Source organism: Sphingomonas sp. So64.6b (assembly GCF_014171475.1).
Lineage (GTDB): Bacteria > Pseudomonadota > Alphaproteobacteria > Sphingomonadales > Sphingomonadaceae > Sphingomonas > Sphingomonas alpina_A.
Genome location: NZ_CP048817.1, coordinates 1,919,879 through 1,940,327 on the forward strand (window position 1 = coordinate 1,919,879; position 20,449 = coordinate 1,940,327).

Sequence of the window (20,449 nt, forward strand, 5' to 3'; positions counted from 1 at the left end):
GATCGCGATTGCAAGCCTTGCATTCATGATGCACGGCGCTTGCGATTGCCTTTGGCGGCCGGCCAGGCCGCGCTGCACAATGGAGTTTGGCGTTTGGCCCGGAAGTTCCTCTATGTCGTGGCGTTCATCATCGTGCTGGCGATAGCGTCGCTCGTGACTTACCGGTTATGGGGACCGCAGTTGATCCGCTTAGCGACGGTGCCATCCGCCGCTTTCGAGCCATTGCCGCCACAGCCGGCCAATGCCTATGCCGATCCGAAGATGTGGCTTGCACGGCCTGATCGAACGAACAATCCCGCGCGCTGGACGCCGGCCGGATACGCTCCCGCTGCAGCACCGGTCGCCGCCGTCTTCTACATCCACCCGACATCCTATCTCGACCGGTCGCGCTGGAACGCCCCGCTCGACAACACCGAAGCAAATGATCGCGCCATCTTGTTCCTGCGCGGTCAGGTAACGGCGTTCAACGACAGCGGTGCGATCTGGGCCCCGCGCTATCGCCAGGCGACTTTCGGCGCGTTCTTGACCAGCCAGACGGAGGCGCAGAAGGCGCTCGACATCGCTTATCGCGACATCAACGCCGCGTTCGACCAGTTCCTCGAGGAAGCCGGCGACCGCCCGATCATCCTTGCCGGGCATAGCCAGGGTGCCCTGCACCTCACCCGACTGCTGCGCGACCGGATCGCCGGCACGCCGCTCGCGAAGCGTATCGTCGCGGCTTATGTGGTCGGCTGGCCGGTTTCGCGCACCACCGACTTGCCCTTGATGGGCCTGAGCGAATGCACCCGCGCCGACCAGACCGGTTGCATCCTGTCCTGGCAGAGCTTCGCCGAGCCGGCCGAACCCGAATTGATCATCGCGACGTTCGATGCGACCACCGGCTTCAACGGCCAGCCGCGCAAAGACACGCCGATGATCTGTACCAACCCGCTGACCGGAACAGCCAATGCCGCTGCGCCAGCCACGGCGAATCTCGGCACGCTGTTGCCTTCGGCCGACCTCTCCACCGCGACGGTCGTAGCGGGGAAGGTTCCGGCACGATGCGAGGGCCGCGGATTGCTGCTGATCGGCGAGGGTCCGAACATGGGCAGCTACGTGCTGCCGGGCAACAACTACCACGTCTATGACTATAGTCTGTTCTGGGCCAATATCCGGGCCGACGCGGCGCGGCGGTTGACCGCGTTCGAGGCGAAATGAGCGTCGCGTGATAACCACCGATCGCACCACCTTCCGCGACGCGCTTCCGAGCGGCGGTCGCCTGATCGGCCTCGATGTCGGCACCAAGACGATCGGCACGGCTTTATGCGATGCAGGCTGGAGCTTCGCTTCTCCTGCTACGCTGATCCGCCGCACCAAGTTTCAAAAGGACAAGCTCGCGCTCGCCGCACTGATCGCCCAACAGCAGGTCAAGGGCATCGTTATCGGCCTGCCGCTCAACCTGACCGATGGCAGCGAAAGCCCGCGCAGCCAGTCGAGCCGCGCCTTTGCCCGCAACATGGAGGATCTCGGCCTGCCGATCTTCCTGCAGGACGAGCGCTGGTCGACTCAGGCGGTGACCCGCACCCTGATCGAACAGGATGCGAGCCGCGCCAAGCGCGCCGAACTGGTCGACAAGATGGCGGCTGCGTACATTCTGCAGGGCGCGATCGACGCGCTGGTCGCGAGCTGAGAACAAACCGTTTCGGATTGAAACCGGACAATATTGACCATCAAGTAACCGTCCGAGTCTAAATCGGCGTGATGCTCATCCGTGCGATCCTTTTTGTTCTTTTTGTGCTGCTCATGAATGTCGCGGCGATCCTCGCATTCGGCGCGGACAAGGCCCGGGCGATGGCAGGTGCGCGACGCATCCCGGAGGCCCATCTGTTGTGGCTAGCATTCCTTGGTGGTTCGCCGGGCGCCCTCTGGGCCAGGCAATTGTACCGGCACAAGACGCGCAAACAGCCATTTTCGTCGCGGCTGGAGATCATCGCGATGCTCCAGGCCGGTGTCGCGATGGGGTTGATCGTCGCTTTGATCTGAACGCTATCTTGCGCCCCTGCCCTGTGCCCGCTACCCGATCCCTTTAATGTCAGCATCAGATCATCGCCCCGCTTCGCAGTTCGCCGGAAGCGCCGTTTTCCCGCACCGGCACCTCACCGGGATCGACGGATTGCAGCCGCATGAGATCATGTTCCTGCTCGACGAATCGGAGCAATGGATCGACAGCAATCGCAGCCGCGACAAGGGCCACAAGCAGCTGCGCGGCCTGACTCAGATCAACGCCTTCTTCGAAAACAGCACGCGCACGCTGCTCTCGTTCGAGATCGCGGGAAAAAGACTGCGTGCCGACGTCGTCAACATGCATGCCGCCCAATCCTCGGTTAAAAAGGGCGAGACGCTGATCGACACCGCGATGACTCTGAACGCTATGCGCGCCGATGTGATCGTCATCCGCCACCAGAGCTCGGGCGCGGTGCGGCTGATCGCCGACAAGGTCGATTGCCCGGTGCTCAATGCCGGCGACGGGCAGCATGAACACCCCACGCAGGCGCTGCTCGACGCACTGACCATCCGACGACGCCGCGGATCGGTCGCGGGGCAGCGCGTGGTGATCTGCGGTGACATCCTCCACAGCCGCGTCGCGCGCTCGAACATCCTTGCGCTGACCGCGCTCGCCGCCGAGGTGCGCGTCTGCGCGCCATCCACTTTGATGCCGGCGGGGATGGAGCGAATGGGTGTCACACCATTCACTGATTTCGATCAGGCGCTGGACGGCGCCGATGTGGTGATGATGCTCAGGCTGCAGAATGAGCGGATGAGCGGTGCCTTCATTCCGTCCAACCGCGAATTCCACCTGCGCTACGGCCTGACGCTCGCTCGCCTCGCCCGGGCGAAACCCGATGTACTCGTGATGCATCCGGGTCCGATGAATCGCGGCGTCGAGATCGATTCCGCGGTCGCCGACCATGTCGTGCATTCCGCCATCACCGAACAAGTCGAGATGGGGGTCGCGGTGCGCATGGCCTGTCTCGACGTGCTGACGCGCCGCGCCCGCCGCGTAAAGGGCTGGTCATGAGCCGTACCTTCGCCCTGACCAACGCCAATCTTGTGTGCCCGGTGGCGGGCACCAGCACGGGCGCGGTGCTGGTACGCGGCGAGACGATCGCCGCAAGTGGCAACATCAAAATCCCCAAAGATGCGGAGGTCATCGATTGCAAGGGCGCGATGCTTGCGCCGGCGATCGTCGACCTGGGTGTGTTCACGATCGATATCCCCGCCTGCCATGCCGGCGGCATCGTCCGGGTCGGGCTGATGCCCGATCAGACGCCGGTACTCGACGAACCCGGCGTGGTGCAGCGTGCCGCGCTGATCGGCCGCCCGGGGCTCTGGATCCACCCGATCGCCGCCGCGACCCGCGGCCTTGCCGGCAAGGATCTGACCGAAATGGCGATCAATCGCGATGCCGGCGCGCGCGCGGTCGGCACCGGCGAACGCTGGATCGCCGATTCGGGCGTGATGCGCAAAGTACTCGCCTATGCCGGCGATCTCGGTCTGACCGTCGTCGCGCATCCCGAGGACGGCGGTATCGTCGGCAGCGCCGTGGCGACATCGGGCGAAACCGCGACGCGAATGGGCCTGCCCTCGGCACCGGCGATTGCCGAAGCGCTGGCGATCGCGCGCGATCTCATGCTCGCCGAGGAAACCGGCGCGAAGCTGCATCTGCGCCAAGTCACCACGGCAGCGGGCTTCGACCTGGTCCGCGCCGCGAAACGGCGCGGTGTCGCGGTAACCTGCGGTATCACTCCTGCCCATTTGCTGCTGTCGGACATCGCGATGAGCGATTTCCGCACCTTCACTCACCTCTCGCCCGCGCTTCGCGACGAAAGCGACCGGCAGGCGGCGTTACGCGCGCTCGCCGACGGGACCATCGATGTCTTGTGTTCAGGCCACGACCCGCGCGGCCCGGAGGAAAAGCGCTTGCCCTTTGCCGATTCGGCACCGGGCATGGCGGGCGCCGAGACATTGCTCGCGCTGTCGCTCGGCATGGTCCGCGACGAACTGATTACGATTGAGCGGCTCATCGCGCTGCTTTCGCTCAATCCGGCGACCGTGCTCGGGCTTGAAACCGGCACGTTGGCGGCGGGCATGCCCGCTGATCTGATGCTGTTCGATGCCGAAGCACCCTGGTTGATCGACACCGATCACATGGTGGCAATTGCCGGCAACACCCCGTTCGACGGTTTGCCGGTGCAAGGCAAGGTGCGCCGCCTGTTCAAGGGCGGCGCGTCGCTGCTTTAACTCAGCGCGCTTTCACCCAGCTGGCGACCTGGTCGCCGGCGCTGGCGCGTACGAAGCAGCTACCGCCCTTGGCCTTGTAGCTGCGGCACAAAGCGGTGGCATCTTCGCGGGCGAAACCGCCGACGGACAGGCGATAGAAACTGCCCGCTCCAGATTTGATCGGCATGCCCGACGGCGTGTGTGCGCCAAAGCTTTCATTGCGCCTGGCGATCCGGCTCCACGCGTCCTTCGCCACCGCCGCACTGTCGAAAGCACCGAGCTGGATGAAGAAATTACCTTTGGCAGCGGCGCGCGGGGCGACCGCCGCGCCGACCACCGGCTTGGGCTTTGCAACAACCACGCGGGCAACCTGCGGCACGATAGCGCCCGGCGTCATACGCGGTTCGGATTTCACCGCGGCGACGCGCGCCGGGATTGCCTGAAGCATTTCCTGGCGCGGGCCGAAGCTGACATAGGAAGCCGGCGCGGCGACCGAGGCGACCGAAGTCTCCGGTGCAGCGATGGATGGTGGGACCGGCGTACCCATGTCAGCGGCGACGGCAACCGCATTGGCCGGCGTGCCCGGCATGAACGTGTCGATCGGCGCGGGATCCTTGCTCGCCAGCGCTGTTCCGCTCGCCATATTGAGCGCAAGGGCGACCGGCTGACCGGCGTCCTGAGCCGGCGTCACGCCAAGCAGCGCGGCGACCTGATCCGAGGCCGAGGTTGGCCGCGCAAAGCTTGCCCATTGCATGATCCGCTTATCGACCTCGCCGGGGGCGACATCGACCGCGACCAAAGTCTTGGCGTCCTGCCAGCGGCCGGCCAGCGCGAGCGCGAGCGCGAGATTCTGGCGCGTCTTGGCATCGGCATCCGGCGTGCGGGCCGCGACCGTCAGGATTTCGACTGCAGCGCCGGGATCGCCGGCCAGAGCGACGGCAAGGCCACGGTCGCTTGCCGGGATGATCGACGCGTTGGCATCGAGCGTGCGGCGTGCGCCGTCCCAATTGCCTTCGGCGATTTGGGCCAGCGCGAGCTGCAGCGCAGCCCCGCCGTTCGACGGATCGAGCGCAAGCACGTCAGTAAAGGATTGCCGAGCGGAGGTGAAGCGCCCCGCCTTGAGATAGCTTTGCGCGAGTACCATACGATAGCTCACGACCTGTGGGCCGAAACCGACCGCAGCCTCGGCATGGACGACCGCCTGATCGTACTTGCCCTTGGCCAGCGCCTTTCGCGCCGAGGCGACTTCCTTGGCCGCCTGCTTTTCGCCGTTCGTCGCCGAACGGGTGCTTGCGGTAGCAACGCCGCCCTGCACCATCGCGCCACCAAAAACGGTGCCGCCAAGTGCGAGTGCGGACATTCCAACGGTGAACAAGGCCCGGGTCTTCATCGGATTTCCCCCAAATCGATCAGCGTGCGGCCTGTGGCGGCAGCTGGTTCGCCAGCACTGCTACCTCGGGCAGAGTATTGAGAAATGCGTCCAGCGCCTCGGTGACGAGCAACTGGGCGGAACGGTTGGTGAGCGCGCTCGCCAGGCGCAGACGAAGGTGGCGATCATGGTTGAGGCGTAGCGTGAATGCCGCCTTGCCCTGCTTCGGCCTGGTCTCGCGGGCGATCCGTGCCGCGCGCGCCGGGGGGAGCGTGACGGGTTGTGGAGCGGCCGGTTCGGCAACGACATCTTCGACCTGAGCAGCGGCAGGTGCCTGAGCAATGGCAGGTTCTGGCGGAGCCGGTTGTTCAGCGACGCTTTGCTCAGCGACCAGCTTTTCGACAGTTCTGAGCGGCTTTACCGCCAGCACGGATTCAAACGCCGGAGCGTCTTCCTCGAGGTGGCCCTCGACGGAATCGTCTTCGAAAGAGTCATCCATCGCCGGATCGAGCACCGGCGTGGCGAATGACGGTTCGAACTCTTCTTTCAACACTTCGCGCTGCATCAGCACCGGCGGAACGCCACCATTGAAGACGGGAGGATTGAAGGCTGGCTGCTCCACGTCATGGGCGTGCGCCTCATGCGGGTCGCCCATGTCGTTCCAGCCGAGATCGTCCTGCCCCTGCAACGAGCCAAAGCCACCATAGCCTTGCGGGCGCATCGCCGGACGCGCCGTGCCCTTGCGGGCAAGCAAAGTCGAGGAAAGCGATGCGAGAGGTTTGGGCTGTCCAATCATGTCGGCCCCCTCAGCTCATCACGCGGCGGCCGAAGCCGCCTGCGGCCGGACGTTGCGTGGCATAGCCATTCGCCGCCGCGGTCGGGGCGGAGAAGACGGTGCGCCGGAAATTCTTTTCGAGCCGGTCGGAGATATAGGACCAGAGCGCCTGCACCTCCTGGCTGGAGCGTCCGTTGACATCGACCTCCATCACGGTGCGCCCGTCGATCATCGATGCAGCGAAATCGGTGCGATGATGGATCGTCACTGGCGCCACAGTGCCGTGCTGCGACAGCGCGACCGCGGCTTCCGAGGTGATCTTCGCCTTGGGCGTCGCGCCGTTGACCACGAACAGCAGCGGTTTGCCGGCGCGTTCGCACAGATCGACGGTGGCACCGACGGCGCGTAGATCATGCGGCGACGGACGTGTCGGGATGACGATCAGTTCCGCGACCTGGATCACGCTCTGGATCGCCATGGTAATCGCCGGAGGCGTATCGATCATCGCCAGACGGAAGCCCTGCTGACGCAGCACCTCCAGGTCCGCGGCAAGCCGCGCCACCGTGGTCTGGGCGAATGCCGGATATTCCGCACTCCGCTCGTTCCACCAATCGGATAGCGACCCTTGCGGATCGATATCGATCAGAACGACCGGACCGGCGCCGGCCAGCTGTGCCTGAACGGCCAGATGCCCGGACAGCGTGGTCTTACCCGACCCGCCTTTTTGTGATGCCATCGCGAGAACGCGCATGTGCCCCTTGAACTCCCGCTAAATCCAGAGGCCGAGATGCCACGGGACACGTCAAGAACCGGTTAACGCCGACGATAGCGTAACTGCGCGGCCCGTTTCGGTACGCCATGGCTAACGAATTCTTTGCCAAATCCGCGCTAGCAGGCATTATCAGCTCCAAGTGGTGTAGCGGGGACGGAACAGATTATGCGCAACGCACTTCGACCGGTGGCTCTTGGCCTTGCCGGGATCATCATCGCCCTGGCGGTACCCGCCACAGCCGACGTCAAGGCAGGCGTCGATGCCTGGGGTCGCGGCGAATACAAGAAGGCCGTCGACGAATGGCGCCCCGACGCGATTGCGGGCGATGCCGACGCGCAGTTCAATCTGGGTCAGGCCTATAAGCTCGGACGCGGCGTTCCCGTCGATCTGCCGATGGCGGAAAGCTGGTATCGCAAGGCGGCGCTGCAGGGACACGAGCAAGGCGAAACCAATTACGGCCTAGCGCTGTTCCAGAGCGGAAAGCGTGCCGAGGCCCTGCCTTGGCTCGAAAAAGCCTCTGCGCGGGGCGAACCGCGCGCGCAGCTCGTGCTCGGCACCATGCTCTACAATGGTGATGGCGTGCCGCGCGACTGGCCACGCGCCTATGCGCTGATGGTCCGCTCGGCCGCGTCTGGCCTGCCTCAGGCATCGACCGTACAGGCACAGATGGACCAATATATCCCGCAGGATCAGCGCCAAAAGGGTCTGGTCCTCGCACGGCAATATGAAACCGAATATGCCCGGCCGCCATTGCCGCCGGAAGTCTCGGGTACCGGCACGCAGACCGCGATGCGCAGTACCGACCTGCCGGCATCGAACTATGCCCCGGGCGCCGACGCGCCCGTACAGGCTCCGGCACGGACCAGACCGCGCCCGGCACCCGTCGCCACACAAGCGCCGCCGCCACGCCCAGTCGCGGCGGGCGCGTGGCGCGCGCAGCTTGGCGCGTTCGGCGATGCCAACAATGCGCGCAAGCTCTGGGGGCAGGTCGCGGGGCGCTTTGCCGGCCGGCAGCCTTTTTATGTGAAGAGTGGTGCGTTGACCCGCTTGCTGGTTGGACCGTTCGGTTCGCGCGCCGAAGCCTCGCGTGCTTGTGCGGCGGTCAAGCCATGCGTGCCGGTCGGGCCCTAATCGTGATAGCCGAGCCCAGGTGATCGACCGCTAAGCCGACACCCAATCCGCCTTGGCGATCCCTTGCGCGTATAACAAAGCGGTCAGGTCATTATGGCCGATCCGTGCCGCCGCTGCCGCTGCGACGATCGGCTTGGCGCGATAGGCGATGCCAAGCCCGGCGCGCTTGATCATCGCCAGATCATTGGCCCCGTCGCCGACCGCGAGCGTCTGTTCCGCCTTGAGGCCCATTTCGGCCGAGGCGTTGAGCAGCGTCTGCAGCTTCGTGTCCGACCCGACGATGGGCTTGGTCACGGTACCCGTGAGCATGCCGTCCGCCACCTCCAGCACATTGGCGATCGCGCGGTCGAAGCCGATGATCTTCGCCACCGGCTGGGCAAAGCGCGTGAAACCTCCTGATACCAGGATGGTCAGCGCGCCGCGGGCGCGCATCGTGCGGATCAGCGGCACCGCGCCGGGCATGATCGCGACGCGCTCGGCCAGGCATTGCTCGATCACCGCCTCGTCGAGCCCCTTGAGCAGCGCCACGCGCGCATCGAGCGCCGCTTCGAAATCGAGCTCGCCGCGCATCGCGCGCTCGGTGATCTCGGCGATCTGCGGCTTGATCCCGGCATAATCGGCCAGCTCGTCGATGCATTCGACCGTGATCATGGTCGAATCCATATCCGCAATGAGGAGCGCCTTTGCGCGCCCCGCCAATGGCTGCACGACGATGTCGATCGCCGGACAGGCCATTTCGAGCGTTTCGCGGGCAAGTTCGGGTTCGGCGTCGAACAAAATGTCGGCCGCGAACCCCTCGTCCAGCCATTGGTTGCCGCCCGGCGCGCAGCCGGCATCGCGCAGCGCATCGCTTGCAGCGGAAATATCGCTCCCAGCCAGTGTGCCGGGTGCTATCAGCGTCGCGATGAACATCGAAAATTCCCTATCCTCGCTGGCGCTCATTGCAGGGCCGACCGCCAGCGGCAAGTCCGCACTCGCGATGATGCTCGCTGAGCGCCATGACGGCGTGGTGATCAATGCGGACTCGGCACAGGTCTATGCCGATCTGCGCATCCTCTCGGCGCGACCGACCGTCGAGGAAGAGGCGCGCGTGGAGCATCGCCTGTTTGGTTATGTCGATGGCGCCGAAAGCAGTTCCGCCGCGCATTGGGCCGCCGACGCACGGCACGTCATCGCCGAGACGCACGCCGCAGGCCGGCTGCCCGTGCTGGTCGGCGGTACCGGTCTCCATATCCGCACCCTGCTCGACGGAATCGCACCGGTTCCGCCGATCGACCCGGCAATCCGCGAAGCGATACGCGCCCTGCCCGTCGCCCAGGCCTATCGCTTGCTGGCAGAGGCCGATCCCGACGCGGCGCGGCGTCTCGCGCCGGCCGATACGACGCGCGTCGCTCGCGCACTCGAGGTCGTGCGGTCGACCGGCCGGCCGCTTGCCGACTGGCAACGCGACAAGACCGGCGGCATCGGTGGCGCAGTCCGCCTGACCGCGACGATCCTGTTACCGAATCGCGAATGGCTGCTCGATCGTTGCGACACCCGTCTGGCCTGGATGTTCGATCACGGCGCCATCGCCGAGGTCGAGGCATTGCTTGCTCGCCCCGATATCCCGCCGCTCGCCCCGGTACGCCGCGCGATCGGCGTGCCGGAGATCGCCGCGCTCCTGACGGGCGAGATCGATCGCGATGAAGCGCTGGCCCGCGCCCGCCTCGCCACGCGCCAATATGCCAAGCGACAATTTACGTGGTTTCGCAACCAGCCTCCGGCTATGTGGCCTCGGCTGCTTGAGACAGATTCAAACACACTTTTAGGCAATATTGAAACTAGATTACGTAGTTGAGGTTGACGGCCGCATTTTACATCCCTAGCAGCGCGCTTCGCATTGCATTTGTTGCGCTGCAATCAAGAAGGACGAGTCATGACCGAGAAGAGTGGAGCCGATATCCTGGTCGAGGCGCTGTGCGATCTCGGCGTGGAAGTCGTCTTCGGCTATCCCGGCGGTGCGGTTCTTCCGATTTACGACGCGCTTTTTCGCTCCGGGCGGATCAGGCACATCTTGGTGCGCCACGAACAGGCGGCGACGCATGCCGCGGAAGGGTATGCGCGTTCGACCGGGAAGCCCGGTGTGGTGCTCGTCACCTCCGGTCCCGGCGCGACCAATGCGGTCACCGGCATCACCGACGCGCTGATGGATTCGATCCCGATGGTGGTCATCACCGGCCAGGTGCCGACCGCGCTGATCGGTACCGACGCGTTCCAGGAAGCCGATACGGTCGGCATCACGCGCCACTGCACCAAGCATAATTATCTCGTGAAGGATCCAGCCCAGCTCGGCGATGTGATCCATGAGGCCTTTTATATCGCCACCTCGGGCCGTCCCGGTCCGGTCGTGGTCGATATCCCCAAGGACGTGCAGGTCGCGACCGCGCGCTACACCAAGCCCGGCCCGATCAAGCACAAGACTTATCGCCCGCAGGTCAAGGCCGATCAGTCGGCGATCGAGCAGGTCGTCGATATGCTCGCGGCGGCGGAACGGCCGATCTTCTATACCGGCGGCGGGATCATCAATTCGGGTCCGGCGGCAAGCCAGTTGCTGCGCGAACTGGCGCGAATCACCGGCGCGCCGGTTACCTCGACGCTGATGGGCCTCGGCGCATTCCCCGCCTCGTCCAAACAATGGCTTGGCATGCTCGGCATGCACGGCACTTATGAGGCGAACTGGGCGATGAACCAGGCCGATCTGGTGATCGCGATGGGCGCGCGCTTCGACGACCGGGTGACCGGTCGATTGGACGCATTCAGTCCGAACAGCCGCAAGGTGCATATCGATATCGACCGCTCGTCGATCAACAAGACGGTGCGCATCGACCTGCCCATCGTCGCCGATGTCGGCCATGCGCTGGAGGACATGATCCGCGTCTATAAATCGCGGCGTCATCCCAAGCCCGATCTTGCCGACTGGTGGCGCCGGATCGAGGGCTGGCGCGCGGTCGGTTGTCTCGATTTTCCCGACAGCAAGACCGAGATCATGCCGCAGCGTGCGATCCGCGCGCTGTGGGAGGCGACGCACAAGCAATCGCCGATCATCACCACCGAGGTCGGTCAGCATCAGATGTGGGCCGCGCAGCATTATCATTTCGAAGCACCGAACAAATGGCTGACCTCGGGCGGGCTTGGTACGATGGGCTATGGCCTGCCCGCGGCGATCGGCGCGCAGCTTGGCAATCCCAACGCGCTGGTCATCGACATCGCCGGCGAAGCGTCGATCCAGATGAACATCCAGGAACTGGCAACGGCGACGCAATATCGCCTGCCGGTCAAGATCTTCATCCTCAACAATCAATATATGGGCATGGTCCGCCAGTGGCAGGAGCTGACCTATTCCAGCCGTTATGCAGAGAGTTACAGCGACTCCCTGCCGGATTTCGTGAAACTTGCCGAGGCCTATGGCTGGAAGGGCATCAAGATCGAAAAGCTGGATCAGCTCGATGACGGCATCGCCGCGATGCTCGCGCATGACGGGCCGGTGCTGGTCGACTGCATGGTCAGCCAGCTGGCCAATTGCTTCCCGATGATCCCTAGCGGCGCGGCGCATACCGACATGATCCTCCAGGCCAATGAAGTGACCGGCGAGATGGACGACGAAGCGAAGGCGCTGGTCTGATGCACATCAAGACGGAAAGTGCGCAGCGTCACACGCTGGCGATCATGGTCGACAACGAGCCGGGCATCCTGGCGCGGATCGCCGGCCTCTTCACAGCGCGCGGCTATAATATCGAGAGCCTGACGGTGTCGGACGTGACCGCCGACCATGCGGTCAGCCGGATCACCATCGTCACCACCGCATCGGACCAGACGATGGAGCAGATCCTCGCCCAGCTCGATCGGCTGATCCCGGTGCATTCGGTGACCGATCTCACCACGCTCGGGCCGCATGTCGAACGCGAACTCGCTCTGGTGAAGGTGGCCGGCGTGGGCGATCACCGCATCGAGGCGCTGCGCCTCGCCGATGTCTATCGCGCCCGCGTGGTCGATGCGACGACCTCGAGCTTCGTGTTCGAGGTGACCGGCGGACGCGAGAAGATCGATACCTTTATCACGTTGATGCGCGAGGTCGGCCTGATCGAGGTCGCGCGCACCGGCATCGTCGCCATTGCGCGGGGGAAAGAACCCGCCTGATCAAAACCCCTCTCCCGTCGGGAGAGGGAGGGGCCCGCCGCGCAGCGGCGGGAGGGTGAGGGCGACCGGCGTCTTACCCCATCGCCCTCACCAACTCCGACTAGGCGGCAAGCCGCCAAGTCTCCGTATCCTCTCCCCCCAGGGAGAGGAAAAGAAAGGGAACTAGAATGCGTGTCTATTACGATCGCGATGCCGATCTGAACCTCATCAGCGACAAGAAGATCGCGATCGTCGGTTATGGCAGCCAGGGCCATGCCCATGCCCAGAACCTACGCGACAGCGGCGTCAAGGACGTCGCGATCGCGCTGCGCGAAGGCTCGGCCACCGCCAAAAAGGCGATCGACGCCGGTTTCGCGGTCAAATCGAACGCCGAGGCGGCAGCCTGGGCCGATATCGTAATGGTCCTCGCCCCCGACGAACATCAGGCGACGATCTATGCCAACGATCTTCACGCCAATATGAAGCAAGGTGCCGCGCTTGCCTTCGCGCACGGCCTCAACGTGCATTTCGGCCTGATCGAACCACGCGCCGATCTCGACGTGATCATGATCGCGCCCAAGGGCCCGGGCCACACCGTGCGCTCCGAATATGTCCGTGGCGGCGGCGTCCCCTGCCTGATCGCGATCGACCAGGACAAGAGCGGCAACGCGCATGACATCGCGCTCGCTTATGCCTCGGGCGTCGGCGGCGGCCGTTCGGGCATCATCGAAACCAATTTCCGCGAGGAATGCGAGACCGATCTGTTCGGCGAGCAGGCCGTGCTGTGCGGCGGCATCACTCACCTGATCCAAGCCGGGTTCGAAACGCTCACCGAAGCCGGTTACGCACCCGAAATGGCTTATTTCGAATGCCTTCACGAAACCAAGCTGATCGTCGACCTGCTCTATGAGGGCGGCATCGCCAATATGCGCTATTCGATCAGCAACACCGCCGAATATGGCGACATCACCACGGGTCCGCGTATCATCACGAGCGAAACCAAGGCGGAGATGAAGCGCGTGCTGGATGATATCCAGAGCGGCCGCTTCGTGAAGAACTTCGTCCTCGACAATCGCGCCGGCCAGCCCGAGCTGAAGGCCGCGCGCAAGCGGGCCGAGGCGCATCCGATCGAGAAGGTTGGCACCGAACTGCGCGCGATGATGCCGTGGATCGGCGCCAACAAGCTGGTCGACAAAGACAAGAACTAAGCGTTTTCGCTTCGGTGCTTGCGTGCCTGAAGGGGCCGCGTCACATTGACGCGGCCCCTTTCTTTATCAGGAGCCGACCCGATGCGCTTTCCCCTGATCTTGTTCGCCGCGGCCAGGCTGAAAATCGCGGCAGGTTTCTGAAATAGCGACGCGATCACGGCGCGAACGCGGTGGCGCCACATGTTCGACATTGGGGGACGAGATGAGCAAGACCGAATTAACCGACGACGGTCGTCCTGCAGATGACGGACAAGAAGGCGTGCCGGGCGTCGGTCGGGTCGAGGCATTCTCCGACGGCGTGATCGCGATCATTATCACGATCATGGTGCTCGAACTGAAGGCGCCGGAGGAGGCGGGCATGCACCACCTCTGGCAGCTCTGGCCGATCGCGGTCGCCTATGTGCTGAGCTTCGCCTATGTCGGCATCTACTGGGTCAACCATCACCAGCTGTTCAGCCACGCGACCAAGGTCACCAACCCGCTGATCTGGGGCAATCTCGCCTTGCTCTTCACCTTGTCGCTGGTGCCCTTCTCGACCGCCTATCTCGGCGAGCAGCATTTCAGCCGCGACGCGACGATCATCTATCTTGTGACGATGCTGTTGCCGGCGATCGCCTATGGCCCGTTGCAACGCGCGATCCGCGCAACCGGCATCGCCGGCCCCGCTGCCGACCGCTATCACCGCCGCGGTATCCGCAAGACCCTGGTCGCCACGGGCATCTATGTGGCGGGCATTCCGCTCAGCTTCATCACGCCATGGCTCGGCGTGGCCGCCGCCACCGCAGTCGCGATCCTGTGGTTCCTGCCGAAAAGTCCAATGGACGCCTGGTTCGATCAGAAGTGACGGCAAATCCGGGCTGGACAGGCGGCCCGCCGCCACGCTAGGCGAACAGACAATGACGCAGGCCCTTCGCCTTTCGCTGCTTCGACTTACGCGCCCTTAGGCGCGACCCTCGCCGCGCGCTTCGGGCGTGCGCGATCCGCCTAAGGGCCCGTGGGACATCCCCACAAAATCAAATGCCGCCGCCCCAGACGACGACAAGCGAATTGCGAGACCCGAAGCCATGCTGCGTGACCCTTCCGTAAAATACCGCCCCTTCCCTCAGGTCGACCTGGCCGATCGCCAATGGCCGTCGCGTACCATCACTCGGCCGCCGCGCTGGCTCTCGACCGACCTGCGCGACGGCAATCAGGCGCTGATCGACCCAATGGATGCGGAGAAGAAAACCCGCCTCTTCGACTTGCTGGTCAAGGTCGGACTGAAAGAGATTGAGGTCGGCTTTCCTTCCGCTGGCGCGACCGAGTTCGATTTCATTTCCGGCTTGGTGAAGAACGAACGCATCCCCGACGATGTGACGATCCAGGTTCTAACTCAGTCGCGCCGCGACCTGATCGAAACCAGCTTCGAATCCTTGCGCGGTGCGCCAAAGGCGATCGTCCACCTCTACAACGCGGTCAGCCCGGCCTGGCGTAAGATCGTGTTTGGCATGAGCCGCGACGAGGTGCGCCAGATTGCGGTCGAGGGCGCAATGATCCTGCGCGATCAGGCCGCCGCCCAGCCCGACACCGACTGGCATTTCGAATATTCGCCGGAAACCTTCTCCACCGCCGAACTCGATTTCTCGGTCGAAGTCTGCGAAGCGGTAATGGAGGTGCTGCGCCCCACCCCCGACCATCCGATCATCCTCAACCTGCCCGCAACGGTCGAATGCGCCACGCCCAACATTTATGCCGACCAGATCGAATGGTTCGGTCGCAACATCCGCAACCGCGACAGCATCATTATCTCGCTGCATCCGCATAATGATCGCGGCACCGGCGTGGCGGCGGCGGAGCTGGGTTTAATGGCCGGCGCCGACCGGGTCGAGGGCTGCCTGCTCGGCAATGGCGAGCGCACCGGCAATTGTGATCTGGTCACCGTCGCCCTCAATATGTACACGCAAGGTGTTGATCCGAAACTCGATTTCTCAGACATCGATGAGATCGTCAGCACCGTGAATTATTGCACCAACCTGCCAGTCCATCCGCGCACGCCCTATGCCGGCGACCTGGTCTTCACCGCCTTTTCGGGCAGCCATCAGGACGCGATCAAAAAGGGCTTCGCCTCTCAGGCGGAGCGTAACGACGAGCTGTGGGAAGTCCCCTATCTGCCGATCGACCCAGCCGATCTCGGCCGCAGCTATGAGGCTGTGATCCGGGTCAATTCGCAATCCGGCAAGGGCGGCGTCGCCTGGGTAATCGAACAGGACAAGGGCCTGAAATTGCCCAAGCGCCTGCAAGCCGATTTCAGCCGCCATGTGCAGGCCTTTGCCGACGAGAGCAGCCGCGAACTCAACGCCGCCGATATCTGGCAGCTGTTCGAGACGACCTATCTGCCGACGAACCGCGACCGCTTCGCGCTAATCGATTACCAGGAAAACCACGCCCCCGGCGGCGGCCCGCCGCGCACCTTTGTCGGCCGCGTCAGGTTCGACGGCGAGGAACGTTCGATCAGCGGGCGTGGCAACGGCCTAATCTCCGGCGTACTCGATGCTCTCCGCGAGGATTGCGGCGTGGATCTCGACGTGATCGATTACAACGAACATGCCATCGGCCTTGGCGCGGAAGCGCAGGCGGCGGCGTATCTCGAATGCCGCACCGCCGATGGCCGCACGGTGTTCGGGGTCGGCATCGATGTCGATGTCGCGACTGCCACGGTGCGCGCGGCGCTGAGCGCGGCCAATCGCTCGGGATCCTGATCCGTCGGAAGAGCCCCGAAACGGAAGCTTGCCGAACAGTTGGTCGCGCCCGAAATGGTTCTGGTCGCTAAAGGCCGGTCTTCAGGAACCATGACCACAGGCTCGGGTTGTCCTTCGGATGCGATCATCTGGAAGGTTATCTTGATCTTGGCAAAGCGGATTTCATGGTTTGCCGTTCCGGCAACGGTATTGGCTCTTACCGCCTGCTCGGTGCAAAACGCGCCCCGGTCTGACAATGGGACCGCGCCGGCGCCAACGGGAGCCGGCGTAGATGGGAATATATCCGGCGCCGCGCCGGCGGCCACGCGAACGGTCGCGGTCAATGTGCAGGGCGTGGCGCCAGTCGGCGTCTCCGTGCGGGTCAAGGGAATGGAGCTTGGCATCGACGCGACGGTGCTGGATGTCAGCGCGTCCTATGGCGGAACGACCAGCAGCGATGTCACGCTGGCCGGATCTGCTACCTATCTGGTCGATGATCAGGGCAACCGGCTGATGCTCAAGGCGCCACTGGATAATAAGGATTTGCGCATCACCAAGGGGCAGACGATGGACGGCAAACTCGTCTTCCTTGGCGCGGTGCCGGCCAACGCAAAATCACTCAAGCTCGTCTTCAATGACAATAATGACGGCAACAGCATCGTCGATCCCGGGCTGACCATAGCCCTGCCGCTGGACGGTGCGCGGCAGTGAAGGCTGGCGTAGCGTGCCGCTTCCGCGAGAAAAGTGGCGCCTTGATCGTGATGCTGTCTGTCGTCACGATGCTCGGCGCGTGCGATGATCGTCCCACCCCGCGCAGCCTGAAGGATCAGCCAAGCCTGTTCCGCGAGAAAGCGGACGCTCCGGTGAGCCGGTTCGCGCCAACGGCGAGCGACGAAGCTTTATCAGTCGGGGACCCCAAGAGCAGCTTTAACGAAGCACAGATGCCCGGATCGATGTTTCGCGCCGCCGAAGTCGCACCCGAGCGCCTGGCGTTGACCGGCGCGCTGTTATCGGAACTCAAGGCACGGCAGGTCGACGACCAGTCGATCGTGGTCGACCTGCCCGCCGACGTGCTGTTCGATTTTGACAAGGCGGAATTGCGGCGCGATTCACAGGAGCCGCTGTCAAAGTCTGCACAATTGATCGCAAGCTATCCCAACGCGGCACTGGTGGTGAATGGTCACACCGACGCGGTCGGCAAGGATGCCTATAACGACAATCTGTCGCGCAAGCGCGCACGCGCAGTGGCCGACTGGATCGAGCGTGAAACAGGCCGAACACCAACCGCTGCCGGGTTCGGCAAGCGTCGCCCGATCGCGCCCAATGCGCAACCTGATGGATCGGACGATCCGCAGGGCCGCCAACGCAACCGACGGGTCGAGATACTGATCCGCCCGCTGACCCCCTGACATCATATCGGAGCGATCAAATGCGCCCTTCCCCGCACCTCTTATCCGTGTCGGCAGGCCTGCTCCTCACCGTCTCGGCATGTTCCGGTAGTCCGACCCAATCAGAGGATATTCTGCAGCAGGACGGGGCTACCGCAGTGGCGCCGAGCCCGAACGATGTGCGTGACGTACTGCAACGCTATTTCGACGCCAATCACGAATGCTCGCCCTTCTTCACGATGCCGATCGACACGCGTATCGAGCCGGGCGCTGATCGCGTTAAACAGCTCGAAGCGTTTGCCGCCGCCGGGTTGCTACAGCGCAGTGCCGACCAGACCCGGCCGCATGAGGTGACCGGCAGCCCCGAACATTATGTCAGCTTCACGGTAACGCCGCTGGGCCGGCAATGGATCAAGTCGGGCGAAAGTCACCCGCTCGGGACAAACACGATGATCTGTTACGGCCGCAGAAAGATCGAGTCAGCAAAGGCCGGCTCGATCGACGAGATGTCACCCGACCGCGTCAGCGTCAGCTATACTTATCGCCTGATCGACGTACCGGACTGGACCCGAGTGGCGGCGATACAGCAGCGCTATCCCGGGCTCGCCAAGCGGCTCGACGGCGCGCAAGCCGAAGCTTTCGAACAACTCAGCAAGGTCGACGGCGCGTGGACCTTAGCGAAACAAACGTCATTCGGCAGCTTCGATTTCCGCCAGGATAGTCATTGACGAGATGTTCGCGGATGTCGTGCTGATCACACGGCCTTAGCCTCGGGCGCGGACGATCTCGCACCCCACCGCTGCGTCAGGATAGATATCCGGCTTGGACGACCGCACCGTCACTTCGAGCACGCGCTCATCACTCAGGCACAATTCGGCGACCGCCTCGCATAATGTCTCCTGCAGGTTGAAATGGCGCCCGGCGACCAGCTCGCGAATGCCGGTGCGGATGAAATCATAGTCGAGCACCGCCTCGATCCGGTCCTCGGCGGGCGGCACGGGATAATCGACCTCGAGCCGCACGTTCAGGATCACTCGTTGCAGCGCTGCCAGTTCCTCCGGGTGAATGCCGAGGCCCATGGTGACCTCCAGGCCGTCCAGGATCGTGGCGAAGCGCGTGCCTTTAGCCATGCGCCATTCTCGTTTCGAACATCACATCTCCAGCGCTGGGCAGGAAATGCTGGCCATTGTCGACGAAGATATTCTGCCCGGTGACGCCGCGGGCAGTCAGCAGGAAATCGACCGCGCGGGCAATTGCGCCGGTATCGACCGGGCGCTGCAACAGGTTGCGGCTCGCCACCGCGGCGAACTCGGCCTCGGTCTGGTCGAGGCTCGGCAGCGACAGGCCCGGCGATACCGCATTGACGCGGATACGCGGGCCGAGCGCCTGCGCGAGCATCGCGGTCGCCCCGGCCAGCGCGACCTTGGAGCAGCTATAGGAGAAGAAGTCGGGGTTGAGATTGGCGACCTTCTGGTCGAGGATATTGACCACCGCGCCCTCCCCCAGATCCTCCTGCGCCGCTATCGCCGAGGCAAGCAGCACCGGTGCGGTCAGGTTGACCGCCATATGCTCGGTCATCGCGTCACCGTCGGCGAGTGGTGGCCGATCGAACTGAAAGATCGAGGCATTGTTGACCAGCCCGGCGACCGGCGCGCCGAACAGGTCGCGCACTTCATCGACCAGCGCTTGCGCGGTGGCCGGCATGGCCAGATCGCCGGTCACCACCACCGATCCGGGCAGTTCGACGGCGAGCGCATCGGCCTCGTCATGCGATTTCCAGTGATGGATCGCGACGCGCCACCCCTGCCCCGCCAGATGACGCGCGATGACCGCACCGATCCGGCGCGCACCACCGGTCACCAACACGGTTCGCTCCGAACGCGGCACGCGGCGCTAGAAGCCCATCAGGGCAAGGACTTCCTTGCGGCTGCGCTCGTCCTCGCGGAACACACCCATCATCCGGCTGGTTACCATCGCCACCCCCGGCGTGCGCACGCCGCGCGCACTCATGCACGCATGGTTCGCCTCGATCACCACTGCGACGCCGACCGGCTTCAGATTGTCCCAGATGCAATTGGCGACCTCCGCGGTCAGCCTTTCCTGTACCTGCAAGCGGCGCGCATAGGTGTGCAGCACGCGCGCCAGCTTGGAGATGCCGACCACCCAATTGCTCGGCAGATAGGCGATGTGCGCCTTGCCGATGATCGGCGCCATATGATGCTCGCAATGCGACTGGAACGGGATGTCTTTCAGCAGCACGATCTCGTCATAGCCGCCGACTTCCTCGAACACGCGCGACAGATGGTGCGCGGGATCGTCGGTATAGCCCTGGCAATATTCCTTCCACGCCCGCGCGACCCGCGCCGGCGTGTCGATCAGCCCTTCGCGTGCGGGGTCGTCGCCGGCCCAGCGAATCAAGGTCCGTACAGCCTCCGCAACATCGTCGGGCACGGGAATCTTGGGCGTTGGAGCGACAAGATCTCCATCCTCGGGGCTACTCGTCAGGTCGGGCATTCAGGGTTCCTTTGCGGCGATTCGCAAGCGACGCTACGGCAAGCGATATTCCGGCGTCATGATCTTCAATTACGGAACTGTCTCATTTAGGCAACAACGCCGCAACCCCGCAGATTTGCGTGTGATATTCATTGACGTGAGATTTTGCCGGGCGCTAACT

General features: G+C 64.0%; 22 protein-coding genes. 15 read left to right on the top strand and 7 right to left on the bottom strand.

The window, feature by feature from the left end; translation table 11 throughout:
* Positions 1-93 precede the first annotated feature (93 nt).
* From G4G27_RS09230 to G4G27_RS09250, 5 genes are all read left to right on the top strand, one after another.
* Entirely contained in the window at positions 94-1,197 is a 1,104-nt protein-coding gene (locus G4G27_RS09230) for a DUF3089 domain-containing protein (protein WP_183113049.1), read from the top strand.
* 7 nt (positions 1,198-1,204) lie between these two features.
* Positions 1,205-1,669 (top strand): Holliday junction resolvase RuvX, encoded by a 465-nt coding sequence (ruvX, locus tag G4G27_RS09235; protein ID WP_183113050.1) that lies wholly within the window; start codon positions 1,205-1,207, stop codon positions 1,667-1,669.
* A 71-nt stretch (positions 1,670-1,740) separates the two neighbouring features.
* Positions 1,741-2,022 carry a DUF1294 domain-containing protein gene (locus G4G27_RS09240; RefSeq protein WP_183113051.1) on the top strand — a complete coding sequence of 94 codons (282 nt, stop codon included), beginning with the start codon at positions 1,741-1,743 and terminating at the stop codon, positions 2,020-2,022.
* A 46-nt stretch (positions 2,023-2,068) separates the two neighbouring features.
* Positions 2,069-3,058, top strand: a complete 990-nt coding sequence (locus G4G27_RS09245) for an aspartate carbamoyltransferase catalytic subunit (protein ID WP_183113052.1) — start codon at positions 2,069-2,071, stop codon at positions 3,056-3,058.
* Positions 3,055-4,281 carry an amidohydrolase family protein gene (locus tag G4G27_RS09250; protein WP_183113053.1) on the top strand — a complete coding sequence of 409 codons (1,227 nt, stop codon included), beginning with the start codon at positions 3,055-3,057 and terminating at the stop codon, positions 4,279-4,281. Before G4G27_RS09245 ends, G4G27_RS09250 begins: the two co-directional genes overlap by 4 nt.
* A 1-nt stretch (position 4,282) precedes the next feature.
* Here G4G27_RS09250 and G4G27_RS09255 read toward each other — a convergent pair whose 3' ends face one another.
* The 3 genes from G4G27_RS09255 to G4G27_RS09265 form a co-directional block, all read right to left on the bottom strand.
* A complete protein-coding gene (locus G4G27_RS09255) occupies positions 4,283-5,650 on the bottom strand; it encodes a tetratricopeptide repeat protein (RefSeq protein WP_183113054.1) in 1,368 nt (455 codons plus the stop codon).
* A gap of 19 nt (positions 5,651-5,669) precedes the next feature.
* On the bottom strand, positions 5,670-6,350 hold the full coding sequence (locus G4G27_RS09260; RefSeq protein ID WP_183114012.1) for a hypothetical protein: 681 nt from the start codon (positions 6,348-6,350) through the stop codon (positions 5,670-5,672).
* An 85-nt stretch (positions 6,351-6,435) separates the two neighbouring features.
* Entirely contained in the window at positions 6,436-7,155 is a 720-nt protein-coding gene (locus G4G27_RS09265; RefSeq protein WP_183113055.1) for a ParA family protein, read from the bottom strand.
* 186 nt (positions 7,156-7,341) lie between these two features.
* Between G4G27_RS09265 and G4G27_RS09270 the strand changes: the two genes are divergently transcribed.
* Positions 7,342-8,307 carry an SPOR domain-containing protein gene (locus G4G27_RS09270; RefSeq protein ID WP_183113056.1) on the top strand — a complete coding sequence of 322 codons (966 nt, stop codon included), beginning with the start codon at positions 7,342-7,344 and terminating at the stop codon, positions 8,305-8,307.
* A 30-nt stretch (positions 8,308-8,337) separates the two neighbouring features.
* On the opposite strand, the gene serB is transcribed toward G4G27_RS09270, so the two are convergent.
* On the bottom strand, positions 8,338-9,219 hold the full coding sequence (gene serB, locus G4G27_RS09275) for a phosphoserine phosphatase SerB (RefSeq protein WP_183113057.1): 882 nt from the start codon (positions 9,217-9,219) through the stop codon (positions 8,338-8,340).
* Here serB and miaA point away from each other — a divergent pair.
* From miaA to G4G27_RS09320, 9 genes are all read left to right on the top strand, one after another.
* A complete protein-coding gene (gene miaA, locus G4G27_RS09280) occupies positions 9,212-10,144 on the top strand; it encodes a tRNA (adenosine(37)-N6)-dimethylallyltransferase MiaA (protein WP_183113058.1) in 933 nt (310 codons plus the stop codon). The two genes, serB and miaA, sit on opposite strands and share 8 nt — an antisense overlap.
* Positions 10,145-10,222: 78 nt before the next feature.
* Positions 10,223-11,968: an acetolactate synthase 3 large subunit gene (locus tag G4G27_RS09285; protein ID WP_183113059.1), complete on the top strand. Its 1,746-nt coding sequence runs from the start codon at positions 10,223-10,225 to the stop codon at positions 11,966-11,968.
* Entirely contained in the window at positions 11,968-12,483 is a 516-nt protein-coding gene (gene ilvN / locus G4G27_RS09290; RefSeq protein ID WP_183113060.1) for an acetolactate synthase small subunit, read from the top strand. The genes G4G27_RS09285 and ilvN overlap by 1 nt, the downstream gene beginning before the upstream one ends.
* A gap of 167 nt (positions 12,484-12,650) precedes the next feature.
* The gene (gene ilvC, locus G4G27_RS09295) at positions 12,651-13,670 is read left to right on the top strand and encodes a ketol-acid reductoisomerase (RefSeq protein ID WP_183113061.1); all 1,020 of its coding nucleotides are present in this window, start codon (positions 12,651-12,653) and stop codon (positions 13,668-13,670) included.
* Between the two features lie 202 nt (positions 13,671-13,872).
* Positions 13,873-14,514, top strand: a complete 642-nt coding sequence (locus G4G27_RS09300; RefSeq protein ID WP_183113062.1) for a TMEM175 family protein — start codon at positions 13,873-13,875, stop codon at positions 14,512-14,514.
* 220 nt (positions 14,515-14,734) lie between these two features.
* On the top strand, positions 14,735-16,408 hold the full coding sequence (gene leuA / locus G4G27_RS09305) for a 2-isopropylmalate synthase (RefSeq protein ID WP_183113063.1): 1,674 nt from the start codon (positions 14,735-14,737) through the stop codon (positions 16,406-16,408).
* 39 nt (positions 16,409-16,447) lie between these two features.
* A complete protein-coding gene (locus tag G4G27_RS09310; protein ID WP_183113064.1) occupies positions 16,448-17,098 on the top strand; it encodes a hypothetical protein in 651 nt (216 codons plus the stop codon).
* A 50-nt stretch (positions 17,099-17,148) separates the two neighbouring features.
* The gene (locus G4G27_RS09315; RefSeq protein ID WP_183113710.1) at positions 17,149-17,796 is read left to right on the top strand and encodes an OmpA family protein; all 648 of its coding nucleotides are present in this window, start codon (positions 17,149-17,151) and stop codon (positions 17,794-17,796) included.
* A gap of 137 nt (positions 17,797-17,933) precedes the next feature.
* On the top strand, positions 17,934-18,503 hold the full coding sequence (locus G4G27_RS09320; RefSeq protein WP_183113065.1) for a hypothetical protein: 570 nt from the start codon (positions 17,934-17,936) through the stop codon (positions 18,501-18,503).
* Positions 18,504-18,539: 36 nt separating this feature from the next.
* On the opposite strand, the gene G4G27_RS09325 is transcribed toward G4G27_RS09320, so the two are convergent.
* From G4G27_RS09325 to folE, 3 genes are read right to left on the bottom strand one after another with little or no spacing between them, the layout of a single operon-like run.
* Positions 18,540-18,905, bottom strand: coding sequence for a dihydroneopterin aldolase (locus G4G27_RS09325; RefSeq protein WP_183113066.1), 366 nt, complete (start codon positions 18,903-18,905; stop codon positions 18,540-18,542).
* Positions 18,898-19,641: an SDR family oxidoreductase gene (locus G4G27_RS09330; RefSeq protein ID WP_183113067.1), complete on the bottom strand. Its 744-nt coding sequence runs from the start codon at positions 19,639-19,641 to the stop codon at positions 18,898-18,900. The genes G4G27_RS09325 and G4G27_RS09330 overlap by 8 nt, the downstream gene beginning before the upstream one ends.
* A gap of 27 nt (positions 19,642-19,668) precedes the next feature.
* Positions 19,669-20,289 (bottom strand): GTP cyclohydrolase I FolE, encoded by a 621-nt coding sequence (gene folE / locus G4G27_RS09335; RefSeq protein ID WP_183113068.1) that lies wholly within the window; start codon positions 20,287-20,289, stop codon positions 19,669-19,671.
* Positions 20,290-20,449: the final 160 nt, after the last annotated feature.

Coding starts and splice junctions, on each gene's coding strand:
- G4G27_RS09240 (WP_183113051.1), top strand. CDS start 1,741: ATGCTCATCCGTGCGATCCTTTTTGTTCTTTTTGTGCTGCTCATGAAT.
- G4G27_RS09245 (WP_183113052.1), top strand. CDS start 2,069: ATGTCAGCATCAGATCATCGCCCCGCTTCGCAGTTCGCCGGAAGCGCC.
- G4G27_RS09250 (WP_183113053.1), top strand. CDS start 3,055: ATGAGCCGTACCTTCGCCCTGACCAACGCCAATCTTGTGTGCCCGGTG.
- G4G27_RS09255 (WP_183113054.1), bottom strand. CDS start 5,650: ATGAAGACCCGGGCCTTGTTCACCGTTGGAATGTCCGCACTCGCACTT.
- G4G27_RS09260 (WP_183114012.1), bottom strand. CDS start 6,350: ATGCGCCCGCAAGGCTATGGTGGCTTTGGCTCGTTGCAGGGGCAGGAC.
- G4G27_RS09265 (WP_183113055.1), bottom strand. CDS start 7,155: ATGCGCGTTCTCGCGATGGCATCACAAAAAGGCGGGTCGGGTAAGACC.
- G4G27_RS09270 (WP_183113056.1), top strand. CDS start 7,342: ATGCGCAACGCACTTCGACCGGTGGCTCTTGGCCTTGCCGGGATCATC.
- miaA (WP_183113058.1), top strand. CDS start 9,212: ATGAACATCGAAAATTCCCTATCCTCGCTGGCGCTCATTGCAGGGCCG.
- serB (WP_183113057.1), bottom strand. CDS start 9,219: ATGTTCATCGCGACGCTGATAGCACCCGGCACACTGGCTGGGAGCGAT.
- G4G27_RS09285 (WP_183113059.1), top strand. CDS start 10,223: ATGACCGAGAAGAGTGGAGCCGATATCCTGGTCGAGGCGCTGTGCGAT.
- ilvN (WP_183113060.1), top strand. CDS start 11,968: ATGCACATCAAGACGGAAAGTGCGCAGCGTCACACGCTGGCGATCATG.
- ilvC (WP_183113061.1), top strand. CDS start 12,651: ATGCGTGTCTATTACGATCGCGATGCCGATCTGAACCTCATCAGCGAC.
- G4G27_RS09300 (WP_183113062.1), top strand. CDS start 13,873: ATGAGCAAGACCGAATTAACCGACGACGGTCGTCCTGCAGATGACGGA.
- leuA (WP_183113063.1), top strand. CDS start 14,735: ATGCTGCGTGACCCTTCCGTAAAATACCGCCCCTTCCCTCAGGTCGAC.
- G4G27_RS09315 (WP_183113710.1), top strand. CDS start 17,149: ATGCTGTCTGTCGTCACGATGCTCGGCGCGTGCGATGATCGTCCCACC.
- G4G27_RS09325 (WP_183113066.1), bottom strand. CDS start 18,905: ATGGCTAAAGGCACGCGCTTCGCCACGATCCTGGACGGCCTGGAGGTC.
- folE (WP_183113068.1), bottom strand. CDS start 20,289: ATGCCCGACCTGACGAGTAGCCCCGAGGATGGAGATCTTGTCGCTCCA.